This is a genomic window from Veillonella sp. LMAG:90, assembly GCF_008679445.1.
Taxonomy (GTDB): domain Bacteria; phylum Bacillota; class Negativicutes; order Veillonellales; family Veillonellaceae; genus Veillonella_A.
This window is the reverse complement of sequence record NZ_NAND01000001.1, coordinates 762,352-784,996: the sequence shown is the minus strand read 5'-3', so window position 1 is coordinate 784,996 and position 22,645 is coordinate 762,352. Positions and strand designations below refer to the sequence as shown.

Here is a 22,645-nt window from a genome sequence, read left to right as displayed (position 1 = left end):
ATAGTCGGTAGTAAGTACTATTCTTTTTACACTTAAAGGAAGTGAATTCTTATGTCTGAACACGACAATCAACAAGACAAAAAGCACGTTCACGATCATAACCATGATCACCACCACAATCATGAGCATCTTCACGATCATGACCATGACCACCATCATCCTCATACTCATGAACACGCTCATGATCACGCACACGACCACGACCATGAACATGATTGTCTCGCCGACCACGTACATCCTCATGACCACAATCATCCTCATGTACATGGCGACGTTAACGACTACATGAAAGCCGTTGCGGAATATCGCAAAACTTTTGCCTCCAAACAAGACGTTTTGGACAAAACGCCGGATCCTGCGGTACGTGAAATGATTCTTCGTATGGAACAAATCGGTTGCGATACTACTTTTGATCGTTTTGACAAACAAAAACCACAGTGTACCTTCGGTTTAGCCGGTGTCTGCTGTAAAATCTGTAACATGGGTCCATGTAAGATTACACCACAAGCGCCACGCGGTGTCTGTGGTGCCGATGCAGACCTCATCGTATCTCGTAACTTATTGCGCAGTGCCGCTGCCGGCGTGGCTCAACACGGTGCGCACGCTCGCGAAGTTATTTTATCCTTAAAATTTGTTGCTGAAGGTCGTTTGAATTTACCGATTATCGGTGTTGAAAAATTACACCAAGTTTGCAAAGCCTTTGGCATCCCGGATGACACGGATGATGTTAAAGCCTTAGCCGGCAAATTGGCTGATGTTCTCTTGGCCGACTTATCTCGCGCCACACCGGATGACTACGAAGCCATCAAAGCCTTGGCTCCGGCTGAACGCCAAAAAGTTTGGCAAGATTTGGACATTATTCCAATCAGTGCTTATAACGAAGTATTCGATGCTTACCACCGCACCGGTTGCGGTACCGATGGTGATTGGGAAAGCATTATGAAACAATTCTTGCGTTGCGGTCTTGCTTTCTGCTACACCGGCGTAGTCGCTGCCGATATTGCTACCGATGTTCTCTTCGGTATCGGTCATCGGGCGACTTCAAAAGTAAATGTCGGTGCTTTGAAAGAAGGCTATGTTAACATTGCCGTTCACGGTCATTTACCAACCTTAGTGAGCGAAATCGTTCGTGTCGGCCGCACTCAGGAATTCATCGACATGGCGAAAGCCCATGGTGCCGAAGGGATTCAGTTCTACGGCGTATGCTGTTCCTGCTTGTCCGCTATGTACCGTTACGAAGGCGTTATTCCTTTGTCAAACGCCGTTGGTGCCGAACTCGTTTTAGGTACCGGTGCGCTTGATTTATGGGTAGCCGATGTACAGGACGTATTCCCTGCCATCATGGATGTGGCGCGTTGCTTCAAAACAACGGTCGTGACTACTAACGATGCAGCTCGTCTCCCAGGCGCTGAACATTATGCGTATGATCATCATCATTCCAACATTGAAGACACTGAAAAATTGGCGCGCAAAATCGTAACCCGCGCTATCGAAAGCTTTGCTAATCGTCGCGATGTGCCGGTTTTCATTCCACCATACAAAGTAACCGCCGATGTAGGCTTCAATGCTGAAAACATTGCTGAAGAATTCAATGGTTTCGGTGCTTTTGTAGATGCTTTGAAGAGCGGTCAAATCAAAGGTATGGTTAACATGGTTGGCTGTAACAACCCGCGCGTTATTTACGAACGAGCCATTGTTGATATTGCCGACGAATTATTGAAAAACAACATTTTAATTTTCACAAACGGTTGTGCATCCTTCCCACTCTTAAAATTGGGCTATTGCAGTAAAGACGGTGCGTCCAAAGCCGGTAAATCCTTACAGGAATTCTTGGGCGGCAAATTACCACCGGTATGGCATGTAGGCGAATGCGTAGATAACACGCGTGTATCCACCGTTTTAGCCGGCGTCGCTCAGGCAGCGGGCAAAGACATTAAAGATATGCCTTACGCCTTCACCAGTCCTGAATGGTCCAATGAAAAAGGTCTCGACGCTTCCCTTGCATTCCGCATGTTCGGTATCAACTCCTACCACTGCGTAGAACCACCGGTACAAGGCTCCACTAATGTGGAAAACTTCTTAAAACACGACACGAAAGACACGCTCGGTTCTGTTATGACCGTTAATACGGATCCAAAAGCCTTGGCTAAACAGATTATCGAAGGCATCGAAGAAAAACGTCGTAAGTTAGGTTGGGACTAGTGGAAGCCTTATTAGTATAAACTAGTCAAAATTTCTGGTTTGTAAAAACTAAGTGAGAATTGCTAGTTACTATAAACTAAATCAGAATTACTTTTTATGTGCGAATCGATATAGAAAGTGATTTAATTCAGCTCTTATAAAAACTAAAAATAGTATTCAATAAATCCCTCCTCTTAACGTTAAGGCTCAGATTCTAACGTAAGGGGGAGGGATTTTAATGTCAATTTACTAATTCCATCCCTATCATCGAAGCCGCCTTTAATCCTTATAACTCTTTTCATGTTATAATTGTTCTAAGAAAGAATTAGTGAGTATATGAAATAAAATATTTTTAGGAGGTTCAATATGTTTTTTCCTTTCCCGGACGGATTACATCCTCAAGGAGATGTAATTATTTATCAATCAAATGATACCAATATTACCACTAATGTGCTTTTTAAAAATGAGACATTTTGGATGCCTCAAAAAGATATAGCTCAATTGTTCAATGTTGAACGTTCAACCATCAGCCGCCATTTACAAAATATTTTTAATGAACACGAACTTGATAAATCAGTGGTATGTGCAGAAATTGCACATACCACTAAACATGGTGCTATAGATGAAAAAACTCAGACCAAAAATGTCACCTATTATAACCTTGACGCCATCATCGCCGTTGGCTACCGAGTTAATAGTAAAGAGGCTACTCAATTTCGTATATGGGCCACAAATACACTACGAGAATATATTGTAAAAGGATTCGCCTTAAATGATGATTTACTAAAAAATGGTCGTCAATTCGGCAAAGACTATTTCGATGAATTATTAGAACGTATCAGGGAGATTCGTGCTTCTGAAAGACGTTTCTATCAAAAAATTACCGATATTTTTTCACAATGCAGCTATGACTACGATAAAAATAGCCAAGAGGCTCAACTATTCTATTCTACTGTTCAAAATAAGCTCCATTGGGCCATTACAAATCATACGGCGGCTGAAATTATTCATGAGCGTGCGAATCATCAAAAACCACATATGGGATTAACAACGTGGAAAAATATGCCTGATGGCAAAATACTCCAAAGCGATGTTATCACTGCAAAAAACTATTTGACTGAATCCGAGCTACGAGAATTAAACCGAGTAGTAACAATGTTCCTAGATTATGCGGAAAATCAGGCAGAAAGACAAATTGCCATGAGCATGTCCGATTGGTCAGGCAGACTTGATAATTTCTTGCAGTTCAATGAGTATGATATTTTAAATAACGCAGGAAAAATATCCGCCGAGGTAGCAAAATCACTTGCTAAAAGTGAATATAAAAAATTTCGCGTCATCCAAGACAAAGAATATATCTCTGATTTTGATAAAATAGTCAAGAAAATTAAGTAAAAAACTATCTCGCCTAATACAATAGATATTATATTTTGCATTACAATTATTTAATATCATTCCTCAATATTGCATTTTTATTCTCTTGAGTCTATAATTACTTTTAAGAGGTGGAGGGTGTTTCACCCTCTTGCTTTTTTACTTTTTAGAAGCCTTGTAAATCAGTATTGCAGCTGCCAGATTGATGATACTAATTACAAGGCTTATATCTTTTTATATTCATCAAGTGCTCTTAAATTTTCAAAAAGGGACCCTCCGCCGTTATGGCGCTGGGTCCCTTTTACATATATTCATTTATGCTATATTCTCGAAAAGAACGTAAACTGAAATCTCTACCGGGAATCAGTCTTTTTATTTGCCGGTCTTATCTCCTGTATATTCAATGACGATAATAGCGCCCTTATTTTCCATTTCTGTAATCGGCTTGCCATCTTTACCTAGCGCATTACCGCCGTTATCCGTAGCAACGTAGATCTTTGTAGTATCCGGGCTTACAAGAACATTGCGGTAACGGTTATTAGTCTTGAATAATTTTTCTACATCGCCCTGAACTTGTTCACTTTTACCATCAAGTTTCACACGATAAATGGCACCATTCTTAAGCGTCGTAATGAGCAAGGAATTCTGCCACTCTGTAATCTTCCCGTCTGCCGGATAGTAGGCAACACTGGAAGGAGCAATGGTTGGCCAACCTACATAGTAAAGTGGTGCATAGGTTTCATCGGCAAAATCATAGCCATTGCGAACAACGTTAAAGGATTTAAGCGGATCTTTAAGGTTCGGAGCATTAAAGTCTGTTTCCAACTGAGTCGGAACGCCTGCCGGAATATTGTTTGAATCAAATTTTGCCTGCAATTCTTTGGAAGCCTGGGAATAGTTGGCATACACATAGGATTCATTATCTCTATAACCTGCCACATACGGCCAGCCATAGTTGCCGCCTTTTTCAATAAGGTTCAGTTCATCATCTGTAGACGGACCATGTTCGGTCGCAAAGAGTTTATCACCAACAAAGGCGAGCCCCTGAGTATTGCGGAACCCATAGGCATATACATGACTTTGGACACCATTTAATACAGGGTTATCTGAAGGAATGGAGCCATCTGCATTGAGACGCAAAATTTTGCCCGGATAGAGACTATAATCATTAGCGGCTACCTGCTCTGCTGTTGGTAACATCTGAGCCTGGATTTCCTTGGCTACGCGAGTCCCCTGATTATTCCCTTGGTCACCGATGGTATAGTAAAGCTTACCATCCGGTCCGAAACGAAGTCGACCGGAGTTATGATCAACGCTGGCCGGCAGATTATCGAGGATAGCTGTTTCATCACGAAGTGTCTCGGTCTTAGGATCATAAGTCATACGGACAATACGAGCATGCTTTTCACCATTCACTTCATAGGTATAAGCCGTGTAGACATAATTATTTCCTTTAAGGAACTGTGGGTCCAGTGCGAGGCCCAGAACGCCTTGATGAGGCGGCGCCGCCACGGCATTATTAAAGGTGTACAATACCTTATGCTTACCCTTTTTCGGGTCAACCTTAGAAATCGATTTTGCCTGACGTTCGGTTACCCACAACGAATTATCCGGTCCCCAAAGAACTTCCCACGGAGAACCCAAGCCATCTACAAGGACAGTCGCCTTAAAAGGCGCTGCAATATTGACCTTGTCTCCATGGGCTGCCTCAGCCACCATACTAAAACCTGCTGTTGCCGTAATGGCAAAAAGACCACAAAGTACTTTTGCTGCTAATTTCTTCATACGGTTCTCCTTTCACATAAAAGTCCTTCATACTTAGCTATCTCTAATCGATTATTTTCGACTAGAGATAGCCTATAACCGTGCTGAATCGTGAAGTCTTTCCGGTCCTCAAGACGGTAAGCTGTACTTCACATTTCATTCATATCTCTTATTATTATAAATAAAAAACAGTTACTTGTATACTGAACACCTAAGCGAAAGTGTCTATAGTTTATTTTATTGACTCTATCTCGTATGATTCTTCAACTTTAGCCTTAACATATTCTTCAAACATATACGGTGCTTCCTCTTCTTTTAAGATACTACCAATATGCATGGCTCGATTCTGTAGCACATTTTCTTCATCAAGCAATAAATTTCTTAGGAATAACTCAAGGAATTCCGTTGTTGCAAAAACACCGTTTTTCAAATCGCTATAATTAGCCCTAACCAACGCGTTTCTAAAATACCAAGCATGCTTGGCAAAAATATTGTTCGTAGCAGCAAAGCCCAATGTGCTCAAATACTTAATAAAGAATACAGCCGTTGTCCGTGTATTACCTTCGCCAAATACATGAATTTGCCACAAGCCGGCTACAAATACGGCAAGATGGTGAATAATCTCATCCATGGACAGATTTTTATAAGAAAACTTCTTTTCTTGTGAAAAATCATACTCCAGCGTTGCCCGTAGTTCTGAAGCACTGGCGTAAAGAACAGTTGCTCCGTTCAGCACCCATTCTTTTTTTGTAATATTATAATCACGATATGTCCCTGCATGAGGATAGATGCCCGTAAAAAGCTTTTTATGAATGGCCAGATACTCATTTGGGGTAAAGCTGAAAGCATGTTCTGAAAGAAGTGCTGCAATACGAACAGACACTTTATCGGCTTCTTCTGTCCGATTCGACGCATCCGTGTTCGGCTTCGCCTCGTAATAATTTTGCAAAAGTTGCTGAGCATCTTCCAAGGAAATCTCGCCTTCAATATTTCGAATCGCCGTATCCAATAAATACTTCGAAGGCTGCAGACCATCAACGGCCTGCAGGCCGATAGCCGTCTGCCATGCATAACCTTTTTCACGCTTAGCCGGTTCGGATTCTTTTATATATTCTTTGAAGGGATCTTGGTCCGGCACATCTTTGGGATGTTCAACGGGGTGTTCAAATGCATCTTCATACGATTTTTTCGGCACCATATATCACCTCATCATTTTGATTAACAGCAACTCTTTATTAGTTGTCGTCGACTCTTGTTATTAAAGCCACGGCTTCAACATGTGCACTCATGGCAAACATATCCACCGGCTGCACGGTTTGCACTTCATAACCGAGCTCACGTAGCACGCAAATATCGCGCGCCATGGACGCCGGATTACAAGACACATACACCATATGTTTCGGTTTCATGGTGGCCGCCGCTTTTAAAACTTCCTCTTTACAGCCTGCCCGAATCGGATCAAACACAACCACATCGGCTTTCACGCCCCGTTTCACGAGTTGCGGCATTTCTTTGGCCGCATCAGCGGCGATAAATTCAACATTCGTAATGCCGTTGCGCTTCGCATTCGCTTTGGCATCTACAATGGCAGGTTCCACAATTTCAATACCGATAACATGTTTTGCCTGTTTTGCCAAAAACAGAGAAATCGTACCGGTACCGCAATATGCATCGATAACCGTTTCTTCACCGGTTAAATTAGCATATTCCAACGCTTTCTTATATAATACGAGGGTTTGTTCCGGATTGACTTGGAAAAACGAATGCGGCGATAGTCTGAATTTCAAGTCGTCAATGGTGTCGCTAATCGTTTCGTCACCCCAAAGCAATGTGCAATCACGGCCCATAATAACATTCGTTTTACGCGAATTATGATTGAGCACTATGCTCGTTACTTGCGGCAAGTGTTTACGAATTTCAGAAATCCAGTGCTCTGCTTGCGGCAATGTTTTGGCTGTGCTTACGATAATAACCATCCAGCCGTTTTCACCGATACGGCCGATAATGTGGCGAATCATGCCCTCGCCGGTCACTTCATTATATGGTGTGAGTCCGGTTTCACGAATTAAACGCTCGCAAACGGCAGCAATCTGATTATTCCCCTCATTTTGAATCGCACAATTTGTGCAAGGCACGATGTCATGAGAGCCCATGGCGTAGAAGCCTAGCACCGGCTTTAATTCATTAGCTCCCCCCGCCTGAGTTTTGCCTGTTTGTCCCTGTAACTTTGAGCCGGTATCAACACCCCAACCCACCGGAATCTGCATTTTATTCCGATAATGCCAAGGTTGTTTCGGGCCTAAGGCGGGCTGCACCAAATCAGGATTTGTTTTACCGATACGCTCCATAATGTCGCGCACTTTTTGTGTTTTCAAACGCAATTGCTCTTCGTACGTCACATGTTGCAAAGTACATCCGCCGCAAGTACCATACACCGGACAAACCGGTTCAATGCGATGTGGTGACGGTTCTAAAATTTCAACCAACGTCCCCACGGCATAGTTCTTTTTCACCAATGTAATGCGGGCACTGATACGTTCCCCGGGGAGGGCAAACGGCACAAACACCGTAAACCCTTCATAACGGCCCACGCCTTCACCGCTGTTACCTAAACTCTCAATTGCAATTTCATAGACTTGGCCCTTTGCTACAGGCACATTCTGTTTCATGATGATTATCCTTTCTTACTGTAAGAAAATTAAAAACTACTTTCTTTTATTATATAACAAAATATAGGGGATAACTAAACGTCGCCTCATCAAGTTGAACTATCCGGAAATTCCGGATAGTTCATTTCTTCCTCCCTATAACCAATTCTTTTACTCTAAATCATATCACGTGGGCTTCCTATTAATTATTATCGTTATCATATCTAATGGTACTCATTTATTAGTTCTATTATACAACAAAATACACGGGCTCCGTGCATTTTTAAAAGGGCTTTACCTTAATGCACGGAGTCCGTGTATTTGAATTTTCACTCACCAAAAATTGATTTAAAACTATATCTTTTAACATACTGAGTCTTACTGTCAATGCTGAAGATTGGCCTGAATAATTTCATTCAGACTAATATGTTCATTCCGATACCGGGCACACCGATTATAGTCATAGCGACATGAGTATGCCAACCGCTATAACTGCCCGGTTCAAACGTAATCACATTAGTCTGCGGTCTTCCTTTCTGACAGCAACGGGCCATCATCCTAACCCCCAAATAATCGTTTACACTTTAATCTGCCGCTGCCAAAAAGATACAGCTCGATCGAGCCACCCCTCCGCAACAGTTCCTTCGCCAAGACCAAAGCCATGGGGCAATCCGGGGAACACTTCGATGGCGGCATCGGTTCCATTAGCCTGAATATCCTTAATTCGTCGTTTCATGGTGCCATACCACGCAATACGATCCGCCGTTCCCACACAGTTATACGTAGGCGGCTCGTTACCGGTTACATCGCCCAAACCGGTATACTCCATGATAACCGCAGCCGGCTGTGGATAGGATTTTTCACCAAAAGATTTCGTCCCATACGTACCGACCCAAGCTGCCATTCGAGCACCGGCCGAACCGCCCCACAGTGAATAATCACGGACATCAACCTGAAGTTCCTTTGAGTGCTCATGGATAAAAGCAACAGCTCGTGACAAATCCTCACAGGCTTCGCGAGCAGCGACGCGATAGATGAGAGCAAAGGCGTTATAGCCTCGTTTAGCCAATGCTTGGGCATGAGGAAAACTATCGTGCATGGCACCGACATAGGCAAAACCACCGCCGGCGCTGATAATGGCGGTCTTGCCGTGAGGCTTACCGCGAAAGAAAAGTAAACCTGTGTTCTTTTTATTAAGATCGACAGCCTTTTCTTGCGGGCTATAAATATCATAAAAAACGGTCTCACCGGCAAGGACTCTTTCTTTCAGCTCATTGACAATACTCACCGTCCGCTCCGGTTTTATATAGCTATACCAAATAAAATAGTTTCCTAAGTCTTTTAAATTTGTCTGTGGCGGTATCGCCAAATCTACCGGAAACAAAAGCCGGCCGAAGCCGGCAAATGCCTCATCTCGGATGACATCGCGAACTTTTGAACCCATTGAAAATAGCTCTTTTGTCATCTTATTATTTTCCCTTTCTTTAACACTTATTACGATCTAATAATGTTTTTTAATTCTTTTTACTCTTTTAACGACTTTATTGTGTTAAATTCTTTATTTTTTAAATTATTTTGCTCTTTTAGCTATCTATATTCTAGAGTGCGCCTTTATGAAAGTACAGTAACAATTATGCAGACTACTATAATTTTTCTTTATACCGAAACATCAAAATGCACCGTCGCCCCCATCCCATGCACTGGCTGGCAATAAATCCTTGCGTTTCGAGGATTTAAATGGCAATACAATGCTTTTAAGAGGTCGCTTAGGATTTTGGAAGCATATTACGGATGAAAAATTAGCCTTATAATTACTAACAACTTAACATCATAAATAATTCCGCTAATAAAAAACGATTCCGTTTTGTGAAATCTCTCTTAAAGGTAGATTTTAACATCTAACTTTGAAGAGCCTCCAACTTAACGGAACCGTTTCTTTTTAAAACAACTGCTTCAATAATTTTTCGTACTCACTATATACTGCCGGATTGTATGGCGACAAAGTTTCTAAAAACGCCTGATTGTGTTTCTTATGAATTTCAATTTGAGCATCGTAATTCTTAATTACGTCGAGTAATACGTCGGCCCCTCGTTGAGCATCAAATTCCGGATAGTAAAAACCAACGCCCGCATCAAGTAAAATCGGCGAATTGTGTACTAGCGGATAATTGCCGTAAAGGGCTTCGTAATAGGTATAATTAAGCCCCAGTTCCCACTGAAAAGCCAGCATGATATCGGTGTAACGCGACAAAAAGTAGGGCAATAGATGTCTAGTTGCAACGGTCATAACATTGTTTTTTACCAGTGTGGTATAACCGATAAAATTGTGAAAACCGGAAATATCTCGTACATCATAGGTGTTACACAAATACACGTGGGAAATAGCCTCCGGATCTTTTTTATAGGCTGCCTCGGCAATGAGGACCGGCGTATAGCAATTTTTTAGAACCGATATATTCGGCTCAATCACGGTTATGCGACGGCCCCGTTTCGATTTGTCGGGATTATAACCAAAACTCAAACCGTCTTGCAGGTTAGCCACTTGTCGGTCAAAAAAGAATGGGCTCCACACATGCGGTACTTTGTAGGCTTTTGTCCCGGTCATGACTTCCAAATAGTCTTTGTTAGTCTTATATACTTGAGGAATTAACCAGACTTGATCAAACGTGCACCCGTTAAAACCGCGACCGCCATCCTTTTTATTCACGAATTTTTCCATATCCATGATAAAATCACTACCCATGCGGAAGGTAACAATTTTGGCGCCATATTTGCGGAATTCTTTTTCATACTTTGGTTCTAACGTAAGCGTACCTTCAATCAAGACATCGGTGGTTTTTACAACTTCTTCGTATGGGAAAATATCGACGCCCATGGCTTCGATTTCCAGTTCTTTAGGCAATGTCTTTAAATCATTGCCCCAGAACACGAAGTATACATCGTCAACGCCGTCAATTTGAGCGAGCATTTCACGTAAAAAATACATATTCTGACCGGCTCCATTGGACCATATGTGTTTGTACGTTGAGCCCCAGAAAAATGTGATGCCAATGCGAAGCCCTTGTCTGTTTGATTTATTTCCACTATTGTTCTTACCTAAACCCATATAAATATCCTTTTTGTTATTCATCGTAACTAGATTAAAATATGATGTATTTTATATTAATATATCACATATTATAGCTTACATAACGCTTTTTTCAGTAAAACTTTATTCAAATACACAAATCGTTTATTTGAATTTTCAGACAAATTATGTGAAATACATCCTTATTAGCATAAATACTGTATTAAGAATTTATTTTGGACATCAGTACTTTCACTTGAGCCTGCAATTCTTCAATCTGACTGGCTTGAGTGTTAATTGTCTTTTGCTAATCTTGAATTTTATCTTTCAAGTCATTGGTTATTAAAAACCTTTGACTTTAAATAGATAAGTAGATACAATAAAAGTGAGTAAAAGTAATATAACTATACCAATCAATAAAAGGAGGTCTTCCATGTTTGAATCGCTTTTCGCAGAATTAAAACTGCAAAACACAGACAGAACTAACGCATACATCGCAAAGGTAGAAGATATACTCAAACCGTTCGCCGTCGCGAGTTTTCAAGACTCCCTATTCATAGTGGCTTTAACGCTGGTAAGTAAAGTAGATAATTCAAGAATCAAGTCTGCCTTTTTTCAGCTCAGATCTCAACTAAACGACTCTTTTGTCACCAAAGCGCTTGAAACGGTGGCAGACTATTATCAAAGCAGTAATTTGGAATCATTCACCCCAATGCATTCAGCCTTACGAAGCTGCACTAGTCTGCAACTGCTAACTTATTTGATGTTTGCCAATCCTAACAGCAAAAAAGACGCCGCTTTCGACAGCGGCCGCAGCCTAAACAGATTGCTCGTCGAACTTGTAAAAAACGAAATGTCTATCTACGATTGGGGCTTTAGTTACGGACAATTCCTACTATCCGCCGCACTTTACGGCAACGCGCAATCACTAGAGGGAATTGAAATCAATCCGGAATGCTATGTCGTTACCAAACTCAGACTGTCCCTCCTGCCACACGAGCGGACCATCAAATTGCACTTTGGCAATATGTTTTACGAAGAAGACCGGCATCGAAGTATTTTTACTAACTTCCGCGATATTTCTACCAAACAACCCCATTCCGCTATCATCCACCCTCCATTTGGTGTCATGATTGATGAGTTTTTTGAAAATAACAAAGGGCTGCGAGTACCGACATTACCGCGCTTTGCTGACATTATGGGCCCCAGCGCGTATAAGAGCGAATGGCCGTTTATACTGAAAGCCTTAGATGATTTAGCTGATGAAAAGCGACTCTACGCTATCACTACTAACGGTGCTGCCTCAACGGAAACATATAGCGAAATCCGGCGTAATTTAGTACAACAAGGATTAGTAGAATGCGTTGTTCAATTATCTGAAAACCTATTGCCGGGCACATCTATCCCGTCAATGCTGTGGATTTTTTCAAAAAACAACGAAACGGTACGCCTAATTGATGCGTCTCGTATTAGAACGGAAGGGCGCCGCAAATTCAGCCTATCTCTCGGCGATATTGAAAAAATAACGTATTTAGTTACTAATCGAACTCCTATTTCCGAGCTTTTCGAAGGATATCAAGGGCTTATCCGCTATGTTTCGGCTTCCGAATTAGCCGAATCCAACTATAACCTATCACCTTCGCGTCATTTAGGCGAAGACTTCCCGGCCGAGTATATTTTGCTAAAAGACGTCTGCCAGATCAACCGCGGGGTTCTCTTAAAAGCGCAAGAGTTGGATGAGTTAGTGTCTGATGACAACTCCGTAAAGTACATCACCCCTAAGCATCTAAACGATAGCGTTATCGACTTAACCACCGTTACCTCATTGATTGAGACGGACGATATTTTGAAAAAGAAATCTATCGGCAACGACACTATCGTCATGAGCAAACTTCTGCCTTTTAAGACCGGCTATGTGTCAAACACCAGAAACAATCAGGTATTCTCGAATGGCAACACCTATTTTTTGCAAATTAACAAAGAAAAAATCAATCCCCTCTTTTTGTGGATGTATTTAAATTCGAATTCGGGTAAAAAACAACTGGAACAACTTTCACGTGGCAGTTCGACAAGTACCTTAAGCATCAGCGATTTAAAAGAGTTAAAGATTCCTTTAATCGAGCCTGCCGTACAGGATAAACTAGCTGATACATATAAGAAACTATTAAAAAAAGAAAGCCAGATTCAAGAAAGTTTAAAAACCTTGGAAAAAGAAAAAGAACAGCTCATCGAGACTGTTCTACAGTAGTAAAATTTATAAAAAAGATTAGTTGATTGTGACTGCATTACAGCAGTTCAAAATATTAAAAGTGAGGTTATGAGCTATGAAGTTGCATGAACACGCTTTTCGTGACTTATTTCACCAATTTATATTGCTAAATTGCAATATCAAATTGAACACTTTGTAAATCCACTAACTTCTTAACTTCTTCAACAAAGGCTTCTTGCGGCGTACGGTAATTTAGGATCTTACGAGGTAAGGAATTACACCAGTCGGTTGCCCGGCGAAGTGTTGTTTCGGATACGTCACGAATTGGTGTTCCTTTAGGAATAATGCGGCGTAATAAACCATTATGTCGTTCATTAGAGCCACGTTCCCATGCGGCATATGGATGAGCAAAAAAGATCTGTAAATTCTCTGTTTCAAGTTCAGTAATAGACGCAAATTCAAGGCCATTATCAGCTGTAATTGTCTTGCAGAGTTGCTGTAATGAAATATCGGTACTAAAGCCTAATAGCCAGTTGTGTAGCGTGTTTTTTATGTCAACTGCTTTAGCGGAAGGTGACCGTAACGTTACATAAATTCGTGTTTTACGTTCTAATAGAGAGATAATTACTTCATCATGCTTATCTTTAATGCCTCGAACGGTATCGAGTTCCCAATTTCCAAATTCCTCGCGAGTCAAAACAGATTCATCACGTAGTTCAATAGACTTACCTAGATTTTTCTTGTGCTTACGCGTAATAGCTTTACGCATTGAACGGCGTAGCACTAGCGGTAAATCCATTGGTTTAACGCGGAGAAGGTCTTCATGAAGGTAGTTATATAAAGTTTTAGTAGACACCATTTCATTACGTACAAACAAGCACTTACGCAATGCATAGCCTACGGCAGCATCAAATGACCATTTATGCTCCAATACCTGGTCTTCAACCCAAGTAAGAAAAGGTGTAATCATACCGGCTTTTCGAGTATTAAACGAGCCTTTACGAGAGGTTTCATACTTTGCCTGTCCATGATCGGCTAGATACACCATGACCCGTTTACCAGCCTTTATTTGTTCAACAGTACCTCGTTGAATTTCAGCATGAATGGTTGTACGAGAACGGCCTAAAGCTTTAGCAATCGACAGTTTTGAAGCACCCGCTTGCAATTGTTTTTCAATATGAAAGCGTTCTGCGTAAGATAAGTGTTTGTTTGTACGTAATGATGTGTTATGATTAATAGAGTCCATAGTGATATCGATACCTCGTGTATAAGATTTTAGATTAGAGACCTTAATCATAACACAAATCGGTATTCACTATGGATTTTTTTATGTGTTCAATTTCATTGTACAATTAACCACCAATTTATATTATTACCTATCGACAAAAACGATCCTCATATTCCGGATTTTTTCAAAGAATTCCCTAATTACCACGATGCCAACGCACTCTTACTCTATGGTTATATCGACCACGAAGCGGGGCTTACATTTGAAGTTTTAAGTGCCGCGCGGCACGAAAACGACACGACAACGCTATTCCCGGGAAATGACGAGATTTCAGTCAAACTTCGCTCTGAATCTATCGGCGATGAGGAAATTGTATTACTCAATAAACTTACGCCTAATGCGTATGATGAAAAAATTGAGCAAATTCACAAGTTCTACAAAGCCGACAAAGGTATTGAATTATGTCGCAAAATTAAAGAGTTGGATGCTTACCGTCATGCCGATTATCCCGATGATGTAGCCGTTATCTTCTACGACCAAGAAAAAGAACCGGAATATTGCTGGGTTCGCTGCGAAGATTGCCAGCCGCCGCGTTTCTTCGGTACGTTGTTAAACGAACCCAAAATCATTGAAGGAATCCATAAAAACGACAAAGTTGTTTTTAATTTAATTGAAGTAAAAGACGGATTTTTTGTGGCGGTGTTCTTACGGTGATATAGTACGCCAATCAATGAGTGGCTTACCAAATAGACCTAAAACACAACTATTTCAATGGCCCCAAAATCTCCTATAGATCCCTATCCCCCTATAAGTCCAAAATAAAACTCTCATAAACGAAAAAGGCCCCTGTAGGGGCCTTTTAAATTTGACTGAATTCCGGTAACATGTGCCGGTCAACGGTCTATTATTCTATTAATCCCGCCATCCGAGGCGCTTTCTACGTTCTCTCGGCTCAAGAATATATTGATTGATACCTTTAAAAATAGCAATGGCAACCCATATAGGTATGGACCAGACGTTAAATATGGCCGTTGTTATAATGAATAATGTCATCATAATGATAAATTGCATAATGATTTCCCCTTACCCCAATATATAAAAACATCTATCTATATAATATCAGTATACTGGTCTTTATCCATTGCTGTAAACAAACTAATCGTTCAATTCCATATCATCATCTGTATTGTATTTTTTACCATCTGAAGATTTTAGATACTAATGCAAAAGGCCCAACGCCGATAACGGTGTGGGCCTGTTGCTAAACTCTTCTGAGGATAGCCAGCGGTTCCAAACGTTCACTATCTTTCTCCTTATATTATAAAGCCCGCAGCCGATGAAAATCAAATAGGCTTATAGGACAAAAAGTGTGTGTGGCTTTTTTAAATTAATCCCAATAAATTGGAAATTCCGTGGACATATGGAACTCATTCCAAACAATGGCATCCCCCCATTGCGGCAAGATATTATCCACACGGTTATTCCGCATTATCCTACGGTAAGTAGCAGCGATTGTTTTATCTGTAGGCATACATTTTAATATTTCAGCAACAGGAAGCGGTCTAGGTGAGTGCTCGTAACACCACCAATAGACCGCTTTTAATCGTCTTTCTAAGGATAACCCTCTGTGATCTCGTAACATCCCCCTAAGTTGCGCATTAACGCCTCCTTCCAGTCGATTGTTCGTTGTAGGTACGGTAATATCTACAAACGTCAGGTAGGTAAATAGAGTGTCATCTCTAATTAATCGTAAAAGTCCTGCCTCAGCTTTTAAGAGGCGTTCATGAGTAGCCCTTTTATTCCCATTTTCGTCGACTGTCATTTCCCGTAAGAAGTCATCAAATTCTTCTCTCCAAGCTAATAATCCATCAATCCAAGTATAAGCATCATCTATCGATTGAATCTTAAATAAACGCTTTGCCAGTTCATATAAAGCCTTGCCGGCTATTGTTTTTGGTGCAGAAGTTGTATACCTTCTTACTTGCGCAAAAACGTGAAATAAACAACGTTGATGGTTACTTGTTGGCCACCTCTTTGCCAAGGCCTTAGCAAATCCGGATCCGCCATCTGAGATAACAACACGCGGAGGAGCAATACGGTCCATTAATGCTTGCCAAGCTCTAGAGTTCTCATATCTACATACATACCAGCCTAACACATGGTCCTTACTACAACAAATAAGTACACAGAGCTTACGCGTTAGGTATATGCCGTCAAAGTAAAGCACATCATATACTTCCTCAATCTTTGGTGGAAGGCACCATATGGACCAAAATTTAGCGGTTTTACGTCTAAATGTACGCCCGCCTCCAGGCATATCCTGCTGCATCTGTTTACTAAATAACCATTTCAAAAACAGCTTTAGATTATGACTATCGGTGTTAATTTTGTTAGTGAAAGCGACTTTACAGTGCTTACAAAACCATCGTTGAGAACCGGATTTCAATATACCGTGTTTTATACATTTTCGACCACAATCAGGGCAAACTACTTGTTTAATATTAATCATCCTCCTATTTATGTTTTTATTTAGGAAGATATAATACCATTTTAGTCAGTAGTTATGTGGGTTCACGCATGTTTTTACACACACTTTTTGTCCACCCTTTATCTTTGTCAAAAAAAGATAAAAGTGCTATAAACCCAGTATCTATCTAGGTTTACAGCACTTTTTACACACACTTTTTGTCCTATAACTCATCAAATATCGCGCAGCCCCAAAAATAAGCCCCAAAAGCAAAAAAGCAGCCATGCGAACAATTTTACACTTTAGTAAAATCGGCATGGCTGCTTTATTTTTATGGTGATCCAGGAGAGATTCGAACTCCCGACCCACGGCTTAGAAGGCCGTTGCTCTATCCAACTGAGCTACTGGACCATATTTAATTTAGTTGTGACAATCAGAAGCTCTCCAAAAATCACTGTATACTATTATACACCAAAGTTTGAGAAAAAATCAATTCTCATCACTAAGTTCTTTACATAGTTTACACGATTTACTCTATGCATATCAACTACATTATTTTATACTTTTTTATTTTTAAACAGCTTGCAGACTGACAACAGTCAACAGAGTGCCTGTTCACAAAAAAATCCGCAATCACTCATCGAATGATTGCGGTAAAAGTCGTTTATGGAGCGGGTGAAGGGAATCGAACCCTCGCGACCAGCTTGGAAGGCTGGGGCTCTACCATTGAGCTACACCCGCATAAAAAAATGGTCGGGGCAGCAGGATTCGAACCTGCGACCCCCTGGTCCCAAGCCAGGTGCGCTACCAAACTGCGCTATGCCCCGATATAAAGAATAGTATTCTTTTCGCCGTTGTTTATTGCTTCGTTCTCAACAACAAAGATATTGTATCATACCACGCAAATCAGCGCAAGTACTTTTTTATAAATTTTTTACAAATTTTGCAAAAAACTTTACAACATTATAAATCATCAAGAATCGTACGTATTCTTTATATAATATGCCGATTATCTTAGCATTATATTTTATCTTTAAGCCACGCCTGCGTAATCATCCCCATCCCCATAGCGAGTGCAATCGGGAATAATAGTTCCACTGAAAACCGCGATAATTCCAGCATAAATACAGAGGAAGTAAGCGGCATTTTTTGCGCGAGACCCAAGAACACTACTGCCCCCAAAAAGGCACTGAGTCCAATTGAAATAGGCCCGATAGCGAAGTTCCACGCAATGGCTACAACGAGGGCCAAAGTACTCCCCAGCATCATGGATGGTGTAATTTTACCACCATAAGCGCCGGCGCCCATAGCGAGTAGGACAGCAGCCCATTTAGCGGCAAAGAGTCCTAAGCCATATTCCCAAGGTACTAAATGAGCAAAGGTAAGCTGATTTCCAGGTTTACCGTTACCCAAAATGGCCGGGAAATATACAGCCATAAGGCCTACGAGGCCAAAGGCAATCACCGATAATAAAATCATCTTAGGACTTTTACGATCAAACTTAGGTAAATAAGCTTGCGATTTATCAAAAAACACTACAGCCACGCCGATAATAATCCCGATAAGTACGGCAAATTCGGCAAAATTTCCAATCATAACCGGTTGTGGCATATCGTACTGAACCGTATCACCAAGCCCTAAACGAACCACAAATGTGGCAATACCACAGGCGATAAAAGCGGAGCTCAACGCTCTCACGTTCCAGGTTAACAGCAGTGTTTCCAAAACGAAAATCGTGGCCGATACCGGCGAGTTATACACGGCCGCTAAACCGGCACCGGATGCACAAGCAATGAGAAGGGATCGATTTTCATTCGTTAGTTTCACATAGCGCATCACCCAAGTAATTAGCGCCGAAGTTGCTTCGCGCGGTGCCACTTCTCGACCGAGCGGAGAACCCATAGCCACGGTTATAATTTGCAAAGTAGAGTGGATCAAAGTAGTTACCGGCGGCATTTCTTTCGTCACATCTTTTACTGCGTCTTTAACTTCAACAAGTTTGCCGCCATAGCGGTGAATCAGCACCCAGCCAATACCGCCCACAAGACCACAAGCCAGCAACGCCCAAACACGACGTTCGCCGCTCGCCTGCGCTACGCCAACACCAAAGCTCAAATCATTGTAACCAAAGGTAAAATGCTGAATCACATGCAATAAATTGGTAAATACTATACCTACGATACCGGCAAAAATGCCGACTAATACAACCAGGCCAAATACTTTACGCTCTAACACACCAAACTCCTACACCTGTATTACTCTATTTATTCCAAAATTATAAACATATCCCTATTATAACACTTCACTCTGTGTTTTCGACATTCCGTACAGTTTATTTACATCTCTTAAAACGTCTTTACAAACCAATTACTAAACAAGTACTTCATAACCAGCTATTTACAATTCATCTCAATCAATGCATTAACCACAGTTACTTGCGAAATGTGTTCGCCTTTTTCATTAGTCAACTTTATTTCCCACACATGACTGCGTTTACCGCCATGTAATAAGATTCCCTGCGCCAACAATTTGCCCTGAGGCTTCGTTGCTTTTAAATGGTGAGCTGTAACAGTCTGTCCTACGCCCACATAGGCACCTTCACCCATAAGATTACTGGCCATGCCCGCGATAGCTTCGCAATACGCAAGCGTTGCGCCACCGTTTAAAAAGCCAAACGGCTGGGCATGAAATTCACCCATGGTCATAGTACTTTCAAAGCCTGTATCCGTTAAATTTACATAATCTATATTTAATTGATCAACTAAAGTCATAGTGCACTCCCTTCCGATTGCTATAAATCTTACACCTCATCATTTTGAAGGCTCAATTTTTAACCATGATCTATTTTATCTATCTTCTATGTCGTCTAGCCCCAGCTCTATTCAAACACAGTCCTGTCCAAGGTATATTCTCGCAGAGCCGCATCATTTATATCCGTTCCCAGACCGGCTTTGAAATCCACGGCTAACTTTCCCTGTAAAAACTCAATAGGCGTGGTAATAATGTCCTTTTCAAAATAACGGCTCATATCCGATAAATCGCCGGCCATCCACGTATCTGCCAAGGTAGCCAGCTGTACATGCATGTATTTTGAAACACCGCTTTCCACCATGCTGCCAATCCAAAAACCAATCTTATGTTGACGACAATAACTTAAGCAGTCCAAAGTTTCGCGGAGCCCACCAAGGCGTCCTACTTTAATATTCAATAAATCGAGCCAGCCTGTTTGATGCATGGCTTTTAATTCTGCTAAGGATTGTACACTTTCGTCAAAACAAAGTGGCGTTTGAATCGTCTGTCGTAATTCTTGAGGCAGTGAACCATAAACTTCAGCACTTTTATAGTTTCCTGCTGCATCCTTCACCACAAACGGTTCTTCCAAGGACCGCAGATTATACTCATTTAAAGCAATAATCTCATCAGCCTTGTCCGGCGCAAAACTGCAGTTCGCATCCCCGGCCAAGATAATATCTGGATAAGCCTTGCGTACGGCTGCCACACGGTCCACCGCATCACCGGGCTTGAGTTTTAACTTGATACGTCGGCAACCGTTGTCTACGTGTTTTTCCACAGCCTTTAAAAGCTCCGGAATCGGCATATCGCCCAAAACAACGCCGGATTCAATGGTTTTACATTTTTTACCGGGTACTAAAGTATCGATAGTTGCTAACCCTTGTTCACCATAATAAGCATGGAGGATGGCATTTTCAAGCCCCGCCCAAGCCATAGGATAACACATGCGCAATTTTTTGCCCGTCGCCCTAGGAGAATCGGCACCCTCATTAGCATAGTCAGCATTCGCATTCGGCTCAACCGACACATCCTGTAACGAATCCACCATTTCATACATGGCCCACGGCCCTACCATAGTTTTGCCTACAAAAAACGGCAGCCACGCCGTCAACAGTATCTCTTTACTCTTGGTCAACGTTTCTGCCGTATAAAAAGGCTCTGTAAACGCCACCACTTCGCCATAGCCGGTATAGCCTGACGATATGGTGACGCCTACGATAAGACTTTCTCGATGTGATAAGGTGCTTTGGGACGTACGAAAGGTAAAGCGCATCGGTAAACCAATGTGCCATAAGGTGATTTTTGAGATTGTCATCTGATGAGTCATCGTTCGTCCCTCGCCTTAAAACAATATTAATATCATCGACGCCACATAGCCTTATTTCAAATGTTGGCATCGCCCTCACATAGCGATTACCTTCGCAGCAATCTGCCATGCCGATCATTCTATTTTACATATCCGCCGCTTCGTCAATCAGCGTGCGACGCATGATTTTGCCAGAGTTATTACGTGGTAATTTTGCCAAACGGCAAATCGCCTTTGGTTGTTTGTAGCGGCCCAAGTTTTCACTCAAGTGCTCTTTAACCGCTTTTACACTGGCCTCGCCGGCATAGTAGAGAATCGGTACCTGTCCCCACCGTTCATCCGCTTTAGGGACTACGGCACATTCCGTCACGCCCGGCAAGCGATAGAGGCAATCTTCCAATTCTTTCGGATAAATGTTTTCACCACCGGAGATAATAATATCCTGGCGGCGATTCACAATATATAAATAGCCGTCTTCATCCAAATAGCCCATATCGTCCGTATTGAAAAAGCCAACAATCGGCGGCTTACCGAGGTAGCCTGTCATGAGCATAGGCGACTGAAGCCAAATTTCCCCGATACCCGTTTCATCGGGATTACGCACTTCAATAACAACACCCGGTAATGGCTTACCTACAGCCTGTCGCTTATCCGGATGAGCCAATACATTCACCGTCGCACTTTGAGCAAAGGTTTCCGTCATGCCGTAGGTCTTAAAAATCGGCATGGCTTTGGCTAAACAGTTTTCCACCAACGCATCGGGGATGAACTCACCACCGAGCAGCACCACCCGCAAGGCGTGGTTATCAATACGATCGATGATGCGCTGCAATACGGTGGGCACCAACGATACCATGGTAAGTTTACCGGACGTAATGCCGGCAATGACTTTGGCTTCGTCAAAAGACGACATAATCGTAGCCGCCGTGCCGTTATATAAGGTCCGCAAAATAATAGACAAGCCCGACACGTGGAACATAGGTAGTACGGTAAGCCAATTATCGTTCGGCGAAACGCCCAGCACCTTGGCCGACGCTTTCACATGGGCTTCAATCTGCCCCCAGCGAAGGGGTACGGATTTTACCGAACCGGTTGTAGCACTGGTGTTCATAATGGCCGCTATAGCCTGATCCATCAGTGGCGGCACCAAGAGACCTTCAAAGCATTGCACAAGTCTTGTGCGGGATGTTTCATCCATAGGCGGCAAGGCACCCCAGGTACGCCAAGCTACTTCGTTGACCGCACTGTGATGGGGTCGGCAAAAACGACCGTTACAGGTTGCTTCCACCCGTTCCTGCACCGTGGGTGACGCAAAGATTAAATGAACGCCCAAGTCGAGGGCTTGCTGTTCCTGCTCCTGTACAGTGAGGTGTGGATTTACTAAAAATACTTCTTTCCCTAAGGACCATAACGCGAAGAGCATCACCGCCATGTCCACCGAGTTTTCACTGCAAAGACCGATGCGGTTCTCACCGCGCACTACGGCCGACAAAAAGCCGGCCTGCAGTACGGTGCGCTCATATATCGTTTTATAAGTATAGCCATCAAGAAAGGGCTGATTGGGAGTTGCTTGCGCCCGCTCTCGTAACCATCGCATAATTAAAACGT

16 protein-coding genes and 3 tRNA genes are annotated in these 22,645 nt (G+C 42.1%); 4 read left to right on the top strand and 15 right to left on the bottom strand.

Annotation, left to right across the window (positions count from 1 at the left end):
• The first annotated feature begins 51 nt into the window (after positions 1-51).
• Together cooS and CCC71_RS03440 are read left to right on the top strand one after the other, a co-directional pair.
• Positions 52-2,202: an anaerobic carbon-monoxide dehydrogenase catalytic subunit gene (gene cooS / locus CCC71_RS03445; RefSeq protein WP_296332958.1), complete on the top strand. Its 2,151-nt coding sequence runs from the start codon at positions 52-54 to the stop codon at positions 2,200-2,202.
• Between the two features lie 345 nt (positions 2,203-2,547).
• Complete coding sequence (locus CCC71_RS03440; RefSeq protein ID WP_021842626.1) at positions 2,548-3,576, top strand: virulence RhuM family protein; 1,029 nt, start codon at positions 2,548-2,550, stop codon at positions 3,574-3,576.
• A gap of 351 nt (positions 3,577-3,927) precedes the next feature.
• Here CCC71_RS03440 and CCC71_RS03435 read toward each other — a convergent pair whose 3' ends face one another.
• From CCC71_RS03435 to CCC71_RS03410, 6 genes are all read right to left on the bottom strand, one after another.
• Positions 3,928-5,340, bottom strand: a complete 1,413-nt coding sequence (locus tag CCC71_RS03435; RefSeq protein WP_021842625.1) for a glucose/sorbosone family PQQ-dependent dehydrogenase — start codon at positions 5,338-5,340, stop codon at positions 3,928-3,930.
• 211 nt (positions 5,341-5,551) lie between these two features.
• Positions 5,552-6,517: a Fic family protein gene (locus CCC71_RS03430; RefSeq protein ID WP_021842624.1), complete on the bottom strand. Its 966-nt coding sequence runs from the start codon at positions 6,515-6,517 to the stop codon at positions 5,552-5,554.
• Between the two features lie 37 nt (positions 6,518-6,554).
• A complete protein-coding gene (rlmD, locus tag CCC71_RS03425) occupies positions 6,555-7,988 on the bottom strand; it encodes a 23S rRNA (uracil(1939)-C(5))-methyltransferase RlmD (protein ID WP_226974379.1) in 1,434 nt (477 codons plus the stop codon).
• A gap of 395 nt (positions 7,989-8,383) precedes the next feature.
• Complete coding sequence (locus tag CCC71_RS03420) at positions 8,384-8,524, bottom strand: cupin domain-containing protein (RefSeq protein WP_156705906.1); 141 nt, start codon at positions 8,522-8,524, stop codon at positions 8,384-8,386.
• A gap of 20 nt (positions 8,525-8,544) precedes the next feature.
• Positions 8,545-9,411 (bottom strand): alpha/beta hydrolase, encoded by an 867-nt coding sequence (locus CCC71_RS03415; protein ID WP_226974380.1) that lies wholly within the window; start codon positions 9,409-9,411, stop codon positions 8,545-8,547.
• A gap of 495 nt (positions 9,412-9,906) precedes the next feature.
• The gene (locus tag CCC71_RS03410) at positions 9,907-11,073 is read right to left on the bottom strand and encodes a DUF2827 family protein (protein WP_156705911.1); all 1,167 of its coding nucleotides are present in this window, start codon (positions 11,071-11,073) and stop codon (positions 9,907-9,909) included.
• Positions 11,074-11,467: 394 nt separating this feature from the next.
• Between CCC71_RS03410 and CCC71_RS03405 the strand changes: the two genes are divergently transcribed.
• On the top strand, positions 11,468-13,282 hold the full coding sequence (locus tag CCC71_RS03405; protein WP_021842556.1) for an N-6 DNA methylase: 1,815 nt from the start codon (positions 11,468-11,470) through the stop codon (positions 13,280-13,282).
• A gap of 127 nt (positions 13,283-13,409) precedes the next feature.
• Here the strand turns inward: CCC71_RS03405 and CCC71_RS03400 are convergent, their stop codons facing one another.
• Entirely contained in the window at positions 13,410-14,489 is a 1,080-nt protein-coding gene (locus tag CCC71_RS03400; RefSeq protein ID WP_226974713.1) for an IS30 family transposase, read from the bottom strand.
• A gap of 462 nt (positions 14,490-14,951) precedes the next feature.
• On the opposite strand from CCC71_RS03400, the gene CCC71_RS03395 reads away from it, so the two are divergent.
• The gene (locus CCC71_RS03395; protein ID WP_295243880.1) at positions 14,952-15,185 is read left to right on the top strand and encodes a DUF2314 domain-containing protein; all 234 of its coding nucleotides are present in this window, start codon (positions 14,952-14,954) and stop codon (positions 15,183-15,185) included.
• A 673-nt stretch (positions 15,186-15,858) separates the two neighbouring features.
• On the opposite strand, the gene CCC71_RS03390 is transcribed toward CCC71_RS03395, so the two are convergent.
• The 8 genes from CCC71_RS03390 to menE all read right to left on the bottom strand — a co-directional run bounded on the left by CCC71_RS03390 (position 15,859) and on the right by menE (position 22,634).
• Positions 15,859-16,971 carry an IS1249 family transposase gene (locus CCC71_RS03390; protein WP_296333591.1) on the bottom strand — a complete coding sequence of 371 codons (1,113 nt, stop codon included), beginning with the start codon at positions 16,969-16,971 and terminating at the stop codon, positions 15,859-15,861.
• Between the two features lie 301 nt (positions 16,972-17,272).
• Positions 17,273-17,349, bottom strand: a tRNA-Arg gene (locus CCC71_RS03385).
• Positions 17,350-17,605: 256 nt separating this feature from the next.
• Positions 17,606-17,679: transfer RNA gene (locus tag CCC71_RS03380), tRNA-Gly, on the bottom strand.
• Positions 17,680-17,688: 9 nt separating this feature from the next.
• Positions 17,689-17,765: transfer RNA gene (locus CCC71_RS03375), tRNA-Pro, on the bottom strand.
• Between the two features lie 193 nt (positions 17,766-17,958).
• On the bottom strand, positions 17,959-19,173 hold the full coding sequence (locus CCC71_RS03370; protein WP_247239909.1) for a chloride channel protein: 1,215 nt from the start codon (positions 19,171-19,173) through the stop codon (positions 17,959-17,961).
• A 158-nt stretch (positions 19,174-19,331) separates the two neighbouring features.
• Positions 19,332-19,709, bottom strand: coding sequence for a PaaI family thioesterase (locus CCC71_RS03365; RefSeq protein ID WP_021841571.1), 378 nt, complete (start codon positions 19,707-19,709; stop codon positions 19,332-19,334).
• A gap of 107 nt (positions 19,710-19,816) precedes the next feature.
• A complete protein-coding gene (menC, locus tag CCC71_RS03360; RefSeq protein WP_247239908.1) occupies positions 19,817-21,046 on the bottom strand; it encodes an o-succinylbenzoate synthase in 1,230 nt (409 codons plus the stop codon).
• 136 nt (positions 21,047-21,182) lie between these two features.
• Positions 21,183-22,634 carry an o-succinylbenzoate--CoA ligase gene (gene menE / locus CCC71_RS03355; protein ID WP_021841573.1) on the bottom strand — a complete coding sequence of 484 codons (1,452 nt, stop codon included), beginning with the start codon at positions 22,632-22,634 and terminating at the stop codon, positions 21,183-21,185.
• Between the last annotated feature and the right edge of the window lie 11 nt (positions 22,635-22,645).

Bases quoted from the DNA above. Each gene is read 5' to 3' on its own strand.
- CCC71_RS03420 (WP_156705906.1), bottom strand. From the start codon at position 8,524: ATGATGGCCCGTTGCTGTCAGAAAGGAAGACCGCAGACTAATGTGATT.
- menE (WP_021841573.1), bottom strand. From the start codon at position 22,634: ATGCGATGGTTACGAGAGCGGGCGCAAGCAACTCCCAATCAGCCCTTT.
- menC (WP_247239908.1), bottom strand. From the start codon at position 21,046: ATGACAATCTCAAAAATCACCTTATGGCACATTGGTTTACCGATGCGC.
- cooS (WP_296332958.1), top strand. From the start codon at position 52: ATGTCTGAACACGACAATCAACAAGACAAAAAGCACGTTCACGATCAT.
- CCC71_RS03400 (WP_226974713.1), bottom strand. From the start codon at position 14,489: ATGGACTCTATTAATCATAACACATCATTACGTACAAACAAACACTTA.
- CCC71_RS03430 (WP_021842624.1), bottom strand. From the start codon at position 6,517: ATGGTGCCGAAAAAATCGTATGAAGATGCATTTGAACACCCCGTTGAA.
- CCC71_RS03415 (WP_226974380.1), bottom strand. From the start codon at position 9,411: ATGGGTTCAAAAGTTCGCGATGTCATCCGAGATGAGGCATTTGCCGGC.
- rlmD (WP_226974379.1), bottom strand. From the start codon at position 7,988: ATGAAACAGAATGTGCCTGTAGCAAAGGGCCAAGTCTATGAAATTGCA.
- CCC71_RS03405 (WP_021842556.1), top strand. From the start codon at position 11,468: ATGTTTGAATCGCTTTTCGCAGAATTAAAACTGCAAAACACAGACAGA.
- CCC71_RS03365 (WP_021841571.1), bottom strand. From the start codon at position 19,709: ATGACTTTAGTTGATCAATTAAATATAGATTATGTAAATTTAACGGAT.
- CCC71_RS03435 (WP_021842625.1), bottom strand. From the start codon at position 5,340: ATGAAGAAATTAGCAGCAAAAGTACTTTGTGGTCTTTTTGCCATTACG.
- CCC71_RS03410 (WP_156705911.1), bottom strand. From the start codon at position 11,073: ATGGGTTTAGGTAAGAACAATAGTGGAAATAAATCAAACAGACAAGGG.
- CCC71_RS03440 (WP_021842626.1), top strand. From the start codon at position 2,548: ATGTTTTTTCCTTTCCCGGACGGATTACATCCTCAAGGAGATGTAATT.